This is a genomic window from Bradyrhizobium sp. USDA3010, from assembly GCF_056429065.1.
Genome location: NZ_JBWJZD010000035.1, coordinates 59,374 through 69,658, shown reverse-complemented (window position 1 = coordinate 69,658; position 10,285 = coordinate 59,374). Strand labels below are relative to the sequence as shown.

The 10,285-nt window shown below is 65.2% G+C and carries 12 protein-coding genes; 4 read left to right on the top strand and 8 right to left on the bottom strand.

The window, feature by feature from the left end:
* Positions 1-134 precede the first annotated feature (134 nt).
* Together AC066Y_RS35520 and AC066Y_RS35515 are read right to left on the bottom strand one after the other, a co-directional pair.
* Complete coding sequence (locus tag AC066Y_RS35520; RefSeq protein ID WP_478277929.1) at positions 135-851, bottom strand: SIMPL domain-containing protein; 717 nt, start codon at positions 849-851, stop codon at positions 135-137.
* A 5-nt stretch (positions 852-856) separates the two neighbouring features.
* Complete coding sequence (locus tag AC066Y_RS35515) at positions 857-1,567, bottom strand: GyrI-like domain-containing protein (RefSeq protein ID WP_207834004.1); 711 nt, start codon at positions 1,565-1,567, stop codon at positions 857-859.
* 185 nt (positions 1,568-1,752) lie between these two features.
* Between AC066Y_RS35515 and dapF the strand changes: the two genes are divergently transcribed.
* Positions 1,753-2,628 carry a diaminopimelate epimerase gene (gene dapF / locus AC066Y_RS35510; RefSeq protein WP_478277928.1) on the top strand — a complete coding sequence of 292 codons (876 nt, stop codon included), beginning with the start codon at positions 1,753-1,755 and terminating at the stop codon, positions 2,626-2,628.
* 30 nt (positions 2,629-2,658) lie between these two features.
* On the top strand, positions 2,659-3,930 hold the full coding sequence (mtaB, locus tag AC066Y_RS35505; protein ID WP_478277927.1) for a tRNA (N(6)-L-threonylcarbamoyladenosine(37)-C(2))-methylthiotransferase MtaB: 1,272 nt from the start codon (positions 2,659-2,661) through the stop codon (positions 3,928-3,930).
* Between the two features lie 413 nt (positions 3,931-4,343).
* On the opposite strand, the gene AC066Y_RS35500 is transcribed toward mtaB, so the two are convergent.
* Both AC066Y_RS35500 and AC066Y_RS35495 read right to left on the bottom strand, forming a co-directional pair.
* Positions 4,344-5,483, bottom strand: a complete 1,140-nt coding sequence (locus tag AC066Y_RS35500) for a DUF2336 domain-containing protein (RefSeq protein WP_478277926.1) — start codon at positions 5,481-5,483, stop codon at positions 4,344-4,346.
* A 191-nt stretch (positions 5,484-5,674) separates the two neighbouring features.
* Positions 5,675-6,376, bottom strand: a complete 702-nt coding sequence (locus tag AC066Y_RS35495; protein ID WP_478277925.1) for an RluA family pseudouridine synthase — start codon at positions 6,374-6,376, stop codon at positions 5,675-5,677.
* Between the two features lie 49 nt (positions 6,377-6,425).
* Here AC066Y_RS35495 and ftsY point away from each other — a divergent pair, with 49 nt between their 5' ends.
* Both ftsY and AC066Y_RS35485 read left to right on the top strand, forming a co-directional pair.
* The gene (ftsY, locus tag AC066Y_RS35490; protein WP_478277924.1) at positions 6,426-7,370 is read left to right on the top strand and encodes a signal recognition particle-docking protein FtsY; all 945 of its coding nucleotides are present in this window, start codon (positions 6,426-6,428) and stop codon (positions 7,368-7,370) included.
* 132 nt (positions 7,371-7,502) lie between these two features.
* Entirely contained in the window at positions 7,503-8,102 is a 600-nt protein-coding gene (locus AC066Y_RS35485) for a septation protein A (protein WP_092121525.1), read from the top strand.
* Positions 8,103-8,169: 67 nt separating this feature from the next.
* Here AC066Y_RS35485 and AC066Y_RS35480 read toward each other — a convergent pair whose 3' ends face one another.
* The 4 genes from AC066Y_RS35480 to AC066Y_RS35465 all read right to left on the bottom strand — a co-directional run bounded on the left by AC066Y_RS35480 (position 8,170) and on the right by AC066Y_RS35465 (position 10,224).
* On the bottom strand, positions 8,170-8,544 hold the full coding sequence (locus tag AC066Y_RS35480; RefSeq protein WP_478277923.1) for a ComEA family DNA-binding protein: 375 nt from the start codon (positions 8,542-8,544) through the stop codon (positions 8,170-8,172).
* Positions 8,545-8,718: 174 nt separating this feature from the next.
* Positions 8,719-9,312: a DsbE family thiol:disulfide interchange protein gene (locus tag AC066Y_RS35475; protein WP_478277922.1), complete on the bottom strand. Its 594-nt coding sequence runs from the start codon at positions 9,310-9,312 to the stop codon at positions 8,719-8,721.
* On the bottom strand, positions 9,309-9,488 hold the full coding sequence (gene ccmD, locus AC066Y_RS35470) for a heme exporter protein CcmD (RefSeq protein WP_229171244.1): 180 nt from the start codon (positions 9,486-9,488) through the stop codon (positions 9,309-9,311). The genes AC066Y_RS35475 and ccmD overlap by 4 nt, the downstream gene beginning before the upstream one ends.
* Positions 9,489-9,492: 4 nt before the next feature.
* Positions 9,493-10,224 carry a heme ABC transporter permease gene (locus AC066Y_RS35465; RefSeq protein ID WP_478277921.1) on the bottom strand — a complete coding sequence of 244 codons (732 nt, stop codon included), beginning with the start codon at positions 10,222-10,224 and terminating at the stop codon, positions 9,493-9,495.
* Positions 10,225-10,285 lie beyond the last annotated feature (61 nt).

Below are 10,285 nucleotides of genomic sequence, written 5' to 3'. Positions count from 1 at the left end.
CCCAGCGATCAACACGATCGCATCAAACAGGCCGGACATATGGATGACAGCGATCCGACCAAGCCCAGAACGCTCTTGTGCCACGGGGGCCGTCCACATATGGGTCCCTGCTTCCGCAGGGACGACAATAACCGCTACTTCTCCTTGATCGCCCAGGAGACGCTCACATTGACGGTCAGCGTTTCCTCGCCCTGGGCGACCGGCGTGGGGGCGGCGAATCCTGCCGTGGCCATCTTGGCGCGGAACATCGGCACCGGCGCCGAGCCGACTTCCGCGATGTTCAAGGGCGCGCCGAGCGTGACGCCGGCGGCCTTGGCGTAGATCTCCGCCTTGCGGCGGGCGTCGGCAATCGCCCTTTCGCGCGCGTCATCGAGCAGCTTCGAGGCCTGCGACACCGAGAAATTGAGGCCTCCGATATCGTTGGCTCCGGCGCCCACCAGCACATCGATGACACCAGCGACCTTGCTGACATCGTGCAGCTTGATCGTGACGCGATTGCTCGCGTGGTAACCGACGATGCTGGGCGGGGCGTTCGGCGACGACGGCGAGCGGTTGGCGAATTGCGGCGACAGCGACAGCCGCGACGTCTGATAGTCCTTGTCCGCGATGCCGGCGCCCTTCAGCGCGGCCAGCACCTTGCCCATCGTTACATTGTTGGCTTCGGCGGCTTCGTGTGCGGTCTTGGCGTCGCTGGTGACGCCCGCGTCGAGTTGCGCCTCGTCGGGCGCCGCCGACACGGTGGCCTCGCCGGTGACCGAGATCGCCGGCGGGAAGTCGGTGTCGGCCAGCGCGGGCGCAGCCAGCAGCGCGGTCGCGATGAGGGTGGCAGCGAAGGGGAGGCGGTTGGTCATCTGGCTCACTTCAGGGGTACGTAGACGTTGATCACAAGCTTGTCTTCGGCGGTCTTCAGCGGATCGGTGATGTATTCCTCGATAAAGGTGTCCTTGGCTTCGAGCTTCTTGTCGTCGAGGTGATTGGTGATCGCCTCATAGGTATTGTCCATGTTGTCGTAGGACCCGCGATGGACGAATTTCAGCGCCTTGCCGTCGGGCGAGTTGCCCATGCTCATGTTCTTGCCGAGGTTCTTGACGTCCTGGTCGACCGGGATTTCGGCGATGAAGGTGAAGCCGGTGTCGTCGGTCGAGGTGTAGACGATCATCGGATTGCCCGCTGCCTTGACGCCGTCCTTGTCGAGCAGCGCGGTGAGCTGCTTGAACGCCTCGATCAGCGCGTCGAAGGCCGAATCCCAGTTGGCCGTGCCCTTCAGCATCACGACTTTCTTCGGTTCCAGCGTGAACGGCTCGCCGAACGGGTCGGCGGTCTGCACCGGGGCGGCCGGCGGCGGCGTCGGGGACTGCGATGCGGCCGGGCTGTCGGCCGGTGACTTGGTCTCGGCCGGCGGGGGCACCGGCGTTGCCGATGGCGCAGGCGCGGGAGTTGGGCTCGGGCTTGCCGCCGGAGCGGGCGAGGCTGACGGCGACTGGGCGGGCGCCGGGCTTGCCAGGGTGATCGCGGCCAAAGGGAGCAGCGCGACCAGGGCCGCGCGGAGCGTGTTGATACGGTTCATTCGGTATTCTCCATCCCCTTCCTCAAACGGCCGCTCGATCTGTCCCGGCGCGCGCGGTCCTTGAGGTGCGATATTCCTAACACGCGAGTTCTGCATTCGTCCCATGACAGATGTGTCATAGGGCCATTCTGACTGGCCAATCAGCCACCACTCGCCATATAACCGGGCGGAATTTGGGAAAATCGATGAGCGCGCTCGCCAATCACGCATTCGCCAAGATGAACGGCATCGGCAACGAGATCGTCGTCGTCGACCTGCGCGATTCCAAAGCGCAGGTGTCGGCGGCGGAGGTGCGCGCCGTGGCGTCGCCGGCCGGCGGCGTGCCCTATGACCAGTTGATGGTGCTGCAGCCGCCACGGCTCGATGGCACCGAAGCGTTCATCTCGATCTACAACAATGACGGCTCGGAGGCCGGGGCCTGCGGCAACGGCATGCGCTGCGTGGTGCGGCGGATCTTCGAGAAGACCGGCCAGACATCGGCGACATTCCAGACCCGCGCCGGCCTGCTCAATTGCTGGCAGGGGCCGGCGCCCGATCTCTACACCGTCGACATGGGCGCGCCGAAGTTCGGCTGGCAGGACATTCCGTTGGCTGAGGAATTTCGCGACACCCGCTACATCGAGCTGCAGGTCGGGCCGATCGACAATCCGGTGCTGCATTCGCCGTCGGTGGTCTCGATGGGCAATCCGCACGCGGTCTTCTGGGTCGATGACGTCAGTGCCTACGACCTCGAACGTTTCGGGCCGCTTCTGGAAAACCATCCGATCTTCCCGGAGCGCGCCAACATCACGCTCGCCCATATCGTCGATCGCGACCACATCACGATCCGCACCTGGGAGCGCGGCGCCGGCCTCACCAGGGCGTGCGGCTCGGCGGCCTGCGCGACGGCGGTCGCGGCGGCGCGGCTGAAGCGCGCCAACCGGATCGTCGAGATCACGCTGCCCGGCGGCAAGCTCGGCATCGAGTGGCGCGAACGCGACGACCACGTGCTGATGACCGGCACCGCCGATTTCGAGTATGAGGGTCGCTTCGATCCGGCGCTGTTCGCCAGCGTCGCTTAGCCGGGCATGAAGGCGGTCTTGGGATCGGTTATGAGCGTCGATGTCGTCACCTTTGGCTGCCGCCTCAACGCATTCGAATCCGAGGTGATCAGGCGCGAGGCCGAACAGGCCGGGCTCACTGAGACCATCGTCATCAACAGCTGCGCCGTCACCAATGAGGCTGTGGCGCAGGCCCGGCAGTCGATCCGCAAGTTGAAGCGCGAACGCCCCACGTCGCGCATCGTCGTCACCGGCTGCGCGGCGCAGACGCAAGCCGACATGTTTGCAGAGATGGCCGAGGTCGACCGCGTCGTCGGCAATGACGAGAAGATGCGCGGCGCCGCCTGGCAGGCGACGCGTGCCGCTTTCGATGTGGGCGCGAGCGAGAAGGTCGCGGTTGCCGACATCATGGCGGTCACGGAAATGGCGCCGCATCTGCTCGACGGCTTCGCGCGCGGCCTGCCGCGGGTGTTCGTGCAGGTGCAGAACGGCTGCGATCATCGCTGCACCTTCTGCATCATCCCCTACGGCCGCGGCAATTCGCGCTCGGTGCCGATGGGAGCCGTCGTCGATCAGGTCCGTGCGCTGGTCGAGCGCGGCCACGCCGAGATCGTGCTGACCGGCGTCGATCTCACGAGCTATGGCGCCGACCTGCCGGGCGCGCCGAAGCTCGGCCAGTTGACCCGGCAGATTTTGCGCCACGTGCCCGAGCTGAAGCGGCTGCGCATCTCATCGATAGATTCGATCGAGGCCGATCGCGACCTGCTTGACGTGATCGCCGACGATCCGCGGCTGATGCCGCATCTGCATCTGTCGTTGCAGTCCGGCGACGACATGATCCTGAAGCGGATGAAGCGCCGGCATTCGCGCCGGGACGCGATCGATTTCTGCGCGCAGCTGCGCCGGCTGCGGCCGGACATCGCGTTCGGCGCCGACATCATCGCGGGCTTCCCGACCGAGTCTGAAGAGATGTTCGCGCGCTCGCTCGATCTGGTCGCGGAATGCGATCTCACCTTCCTGCATGTGTTTCCCTATTCGAAGCGTCCGGGCACGCCGGCCGCACGGATGCCGCAGGTCGAGGGCGGGGCGATCAGGGAGCGCGCCAAGCGGCTGCGCGCAGCCGGCGAAGCCGCGCTGGTGCGGCGGCTAGCTGCGGAAGTCGGCGCGACGCGCGAGGTGCTGATCGAGAGCGACAGGCAGGGCCGCACGGAGCATTTCCTGCCGGTTGCGATCGATGACGATGTGCCGGGTATGGTGCGTGCGATGTCCATCAGCGGACATGACGGCGCGCGCCTCACTGCATCGGTTGGCGACGTCCGTTGAGACGACGCCCTGCGCGTTACTCCGGGATGACGCGCCTCACCATTCTCTCGTCATTCCCGGGCGGTGCGCAACACCGAACCCGGAGTCCATTGAGCCGCATAACTCGTGGAAGAATGGATTCCGAGGCGCGGATAGAAAGTTTGACTCATCGCCGCGCCAACAACCTCGATGTCGTCCCTGCGAAGCAGGGACGAATGGTTGTTGTTGGGCGATGCCGGAACGACAATATCCGCTGCGGAGTACGGTCCCTGCTTCGCAGGGACGACATCGGGAGCAAGCCGTGGCCTCTCGGCTCGAGTACCGACGTTTCCAAAATACTGGATCACCCGCACACGCATAGGCGAGTGATGACACCGAACCAGCTGCTTGACAGGTTGAAATCAGTATCCGTCGCGTCATCGCGCATGACGCACTCAGTGCGCGCGGCCGCCGGGCCTTGACGGCTGTGACGCGCGAACCTGCCAGAACCGCAACAGGCGGTCGGCGTCGCCGCGGGTCATCTTGGTGAACTGGTTCTTCGCATGGGCGAGCTCGACGGCGCCCATGGAGCCGGTCGTATAGCGGCATTCCATCACCGCGGCGGTGGTCGCCCAGCTCAGGCCTGCCGCCCGGCACGGCACCAAAAGGCCTTCACTGCGCAGGCTTTGCATCAGGGAACGGATCACCTCGATGTTCGACTGCGCAAGATCCGCCAGCGCAACGACGGTCTCTTCATATCTTCGCTGCCTGGCGAAGCCGAGCAGGGCGGCCTCGTCGAGCTCGCCGCTGTCCTTCAGCTTCGCGACGTGGCGTTTGGCTGCGGTGAAATCCCGGACCTGCGACATGTCGCGCTCGACGCCGGCGGCGACCGCGGCGATCGCGTGGCGGATTTCCTCGTACAGATACGGCGGGGCGCGTTCCAGCAAACGGCCGCGAACCTCTTCCGTTGCCCGGCGCAGCAGCTGAAGACGGAGCTCCGCCGGCAGGTCCGCGCGGATGCCGGTCTCGACTGCGAGGGGCGGATCGTGCTCGGCCTGTGCGAGGATCACGGCAAATCCGCCCGGCGATACTTTGGCGCCGGGATTGGCGACGAGGCGATGGCTCACGCTCGCAAAGCGACGGGCCAGAAGCGCATCGGTGACGACTTCCTTCAGCCACCAGCGGCCGGCGACGGCAAGCAGGTGCTGCTCGCTCTTGGTCTGCGCGATCTCGACCAGATCCTCGGCACTGAGGCGCGAGGATTCCTGCAGCATCGGCCGCGCGATCCGGATCTCGTCGTTGCCAGCGAGGCGGCGAACGATCGCGGGCGGCGCCTGCGCGACCGGGGCGAGCTGCTCGCTGATCTCGGCAAGCGCCATCCGGGCGCTGATCTCGGCAAGCGCACGCAGCTCGATGGTCTTGACCAGCCGTTCGAGCACATTGTCGAACAGTTCGATCTGCTCGCTGTTGAAGCTGCCGGCGGAGTGGAGGAAGAGATCGGTGACGCGCTTCGCCGTCGCGATGCATTTTTCGGCGGAGCCGGCGCGTATCGCAGCCTCGACCTCGTCGACAATTGCCTGCCCGGCAGTCAGCATTGCTCGTCCTGAGCCCGTCCCGATCGCTTGTTCTAAGCCGGCTTGCAGCTTTATCGGGCGGACCTGAACGTTTCGTAAGGATAAAGATCAGTAGAATCCCGGAGGAAGCTCTACACTTTGACGCGTTTTCTTTCCGCGAGCCGCTATCCATCCCGGATCAAGTCCGGGACAGGCTTTCGCTGGAAAACGCTCTATTCGCCGTTCCAGCCGCAGGCCTTGAGCCGCTCCCGCATGTGCTCCGGCGCCGGCGCGACGACATGCACCGGCTCCTTGTTCCTGGAAATCGGGATGCCGATTTCGCGCGAATGCAGATGCAGGGTCGGCTCGCCGAAGCGCGGGCCATTCCCATAGATGTTGTCGCCGACGATCGGCCAGCCCATCGCCGCCGAATGCACCCGGAGCTGATGGGTGCGGCCGGTGACCGGCTCCATCGCGAGCCAGGCAAGGCCGTCGCCGCGTCCCAGCACCTTCCAATTGCTGATGGCCTTCTGGCCATCCGGATCCGGCTTCTGCCACCAGCCGCGCTCGGCGTTGAGCCGGCCGAGCGGCATGTCGATGGTGCCTGCGTCCTCGGTGGGGCCGCCCTCGACCACGGTCCAATAGGTCTTTGCGATCTTGCTGTGCTTGAACAGCAGCCCGAGCGAGGCGGTCGCCTTGCGATGGCGTCCCAGGACGAGGCAGCCGGAGGTGTCCTTGTCCAGCCGATGCGCCAGCACCGGCGGCCGGGGCAGGCCGAACCGCAACGCGTCGAACGAGGCCTCTAGATTGGGGCCGCCCTTGGGGCCGCGATGCACCGGCAGGCCCGCCGGCTTGTCGATGACCAGCATCAGCCCGTCGCGGTGGAGCACGCGGCCTAAGATTTCCTCCGCGGTCAATTGGGGAACATCGATCAATTCGTCGAGACTTTCGTTTGTGAGGCGAAACGGCTAACACACCCCCGCCATGAACGATACCACTGCGGGAACTCCCAAACAGAACTGGTGGCAGCGGCTGAAAGGCGGCCTGAAGCGAACTTCGAGTTCGATCGGGGCCGCGGTCGCCGACCTTGTCACCAAGCGCAAGCTCGATTCTGCCATGCTCGATGACATCGAGGATGTGCTGCTGCGCGCTGACCTCGGCACCGATGTCGCGGTCCGCATTGCTGAGGCCGTCGGCAAGGGCCGGTACGACAAGGCGATCTCGGCCGACGAGGTCAAGGACGTCGTTGCGACTGAGGTCGAGAAGGTGCTGGCGCCGGTGGCCAAGCCGCTCGAGATCGATGCGACGCTGAAGCCGTTCGTGATCCTGGTGGTCGGCGTCAACGGTTCCGGCAAGACCACGACGATCGGCAAGCTGGCCGCGAAATTTTCCGCCGAGGGCCGCAAGGTCATGCTGGCCGCCGGCGACACCTTCCGTGCCGCGGCGATCGAGCAGCTCAAGGTCTGGGGCGAGCGCACCAAGTCGCCGGTCATTGCCGGGGCCCAGGGCTCGGATTCGGCAAGCCTCGCCTTCAACGCGCTGACCGCGGCGAAGGAGCAGGCGCGCGACGTGCTGCTGATCGACACCGCCGGCCGGCTGCAGAACAAGTCCGAACTGATGAACGAGCTCGAAAAGGTCGTGCGCGTCATCAAGAAAGTCGATGCGTCGGCGCCGCATGCGGTGCTGCTCGTGCTCGACGCCACGGTGGGACAAAATGCGCTGTCGCAGGTCGAGGCATTTCATCGTACGGCAGGCGTCACCGGCCTCGTGATGACCAAGCTTGACGGCACGGCGCGCGGCGGCATCCTTGTCGCGCTGTCGGAGAAGCACAAGCTGCCGGTGCATTTCATCGGCGTCGGCGAAGGCGTCGAGGATCTCGCGCCTTTCACGGCGAAGGATTTTGCCAAGGCGATTGCCGGGATCGAATAATTCATCCGTCGAGACGCGCGCCAGTGCGCGCCCCCTCAGGATGACGGTGGGATACGAAAGGTCGTCATCCTGAGGAGGCGCGGAGCGCCGTCTCGAAGGATGGCCAAGACACGGGTTCAATGGACTGAATTGATGGACAAGACCCAGCCACATCCGCTGTTCAAGCTCGCGACCGAGCTCGGGCCGCTGCTCGTGTTCTTCATCGCGAACGCCAAATACCATTTGTTCTTCGCGACCGGCGCGTTCATGGTCGCGATCGTTGCTGCCATGATCGCATCCTATGTCGTGACCAAGCACGTGCCGATCATGGCGCTGGTGACCGGCGCGGTCGTGCTGGTGTTCGGCACCCTGACCCTGGTGTTGCACGACGAGACCTTCATCAAGGTCAAGCCGACCATCATCTACGGCCTGTTCGCGGCCGTGCTCGGCGGCGGGCTGCTGTTCGGCCGCTCCTTCATCGCCGTGATGTTCGACCAGATGTTCAATCTGACGCCGCAGGGCTGGCGCATCCTCACCATGCGCTGGGCGCTGTTCTTCGCCGGCATGGCTATTCTCAACGAGATCGTCTGGCGGACGCAGACCACGGATTTCTGGGTGAACTTCAAGGTGTTCGGCGTGACGCCGCTGACCATGGTCTTCGCCATCGCCCAGATGCCGCTGACCAAGCGCTATCATCTGGAGCCGGTCTCGCTGGAAACCAGCGAGGCGGACGCCGGCGACCTGCGAAAGTAAATCCGAACGCAGCGCGGGTGATTGTGCCGCGCTGCGTCCGACGCTTCGGAGATCAACTCTTCAGAGCTCAGCTCTTCTGCTTGGCGACGATCTTGTCCTTGATCTTGTCGTAGGTCGCCTGCGGCAGGATGTTCTTCTGCACCAGTTCATCCTTGCCCTTGTAGGGGCGGCCCTTGATGATCGCGGCCGAATAGGCCTTGCCGACACCAGGCAGCGCGTCGAGCTGGTCGGCGCTGGCGCTGTTGATGTCGAGCAGGTCGTCCTTCGCCATCCCCGTCGTCTTCAGATCAGGAGTCGCCGCTTTCGGCGCTGGCGCCATGTGGCTCTCGGATTTGGCGGCGGGCGCGGCCGGCTGCGGCGACTGGGCCATCGACGGCGTGGCCGTCATCAGGCCGAGCGTGAGTGCGGTGGCAAGAAGTGAAGCGAGCGTGGTCTTGCGCATATGTCCTCTCCGAGGAATGAGTGAAGTCACGCCATGGAGTTAGGGTTGCGTTCGTGGCGTCGCCGTGGCCGTGAAATGAACCGCAGATAAACCCGCCGAAGTATTATGCCGCAGGTGTTTTCTCGCGTCGTTCATGCCCGATTCATGTTCGCGAGTCGCGGCGTGCCGATGCGGTTACGGTCTCGCGCGCAGCGCCTTCTCGATCTCGGCCTTGAGCACGGTGTTGACATTATCCGGCGTCACCGGGCCGACCAGCTTGTAGACGATCGTGCCCTCGCGTCCGACGAGGAAGGTCTCGGGCACGCCATAGACGCCCCACTCGATGGAGGCGCGGCCGTTGCCGTCGACGCCGACGATGCCGAACGGATTGCCGTAGCGGCCGAGGAAGCGCCGCGCGTTCTCGGGCGAGTCCTTGTAGTTGATGCCGATGATCTGGAAGCGCTTGTCCTTGCCGAGCTCGGTCAGCAGCGGCGCTTCGTCATGGCAGGGCACGCACCAGGACGCCCAGACGTTGACGATTGAGACCTTGCCCTTGAACGCGGCGGGATCGAGACCGGGGACAGGCGCGCCGTCCTTCACGAGGCCGTCGAGTGCCGGCAGGGCGGTCTGCGGTGCCGGCCGGCCGATCAGTGCCGACGGAATTTTGGAGGGATCGCCGCCATAGAGCCGCAGCAGGAATAACCCGGCGAGCCCGAGGAAAACGAGCAGCGGCAGCACCACCAGCAGGCGGCGGGCTTGCGGCGGGCTGTTGGTCGCCTGCTCGCTCATCTTATATCCGCCGCGCTGCGGCCGGAGCGGCGCGTGATGCCGCTGGCCTCGATCTCCTTGAGGCGTGCCTGCTGGCGGCGATAGTCGGCGATGATCCAGACGATCAAGAGCAGCACGACCGCCGCGACCAGCGCATAGGACGTCACGATGAAAGAGGCGTAGGGACCAAGCGACATGGTGTCACGCCGCCTGTTGGTTGGCTTGCATCATCTGCAGGCTGCGCACGCGCCGACGCAGGATCTCGTTGCGCATCGCCGCCAGGTGCAGGGTGATGAAGAGCAGCGAAAACGCGATCGCCATCACCAGCAGCGGCCACAGGAAGGCCTTGTCGAGCGTCGATCCGCCCATCCGGAGCACCGAGGCCGGCTGATGCAACGTATTCCACCAGTCGACCGAGAACTTGATGATCGGGATGTTGATCGCGCCGACCAGGGTCAGGACCGCCGCCGCCCGCGCCGCGCGCGAAGGGTCCTCCACCGCGCGCCACAGCGCCATCAGGCCGAGATACATCAGGAACAGGATCAAGACCGAGGTCAGCCGCGCGTCCCACTCCCAATAGGTGCCCCACATCGGCCGGCCCCACAGCGAGCCGGTGACGAGCGCGAGAAACGTGAAGGCGGCGCCGATCGGAGCTGCGGCTTTCGCGGCGACGTCGGCGAGCGGATGCCGCCACACCAGGGTGCCGAGCGCTGCCACGCTCATGACGCCCCAGACGAACATCGACAGCCACGCATTCGGGACGTGGATGAACATGATCTTCACCGTGGCGCCCTGCTGGTAGTCGTCGGGCGCCATGGCCGACTGGTAGAGGCCGATCGCGAGCAGGACCGCGGTCGCGCCCGCCAGCCACGGCAGGATCCGCGCGGTCAGCGCCAGGAACTTGGTCGGGTTGGCGAGGTCGGTCAGCGTCATGGCACCCTGATAGTCGTCCGATGTGTCGCAGGCAATTGGCCGAACTTCTCTCGGAGAGATT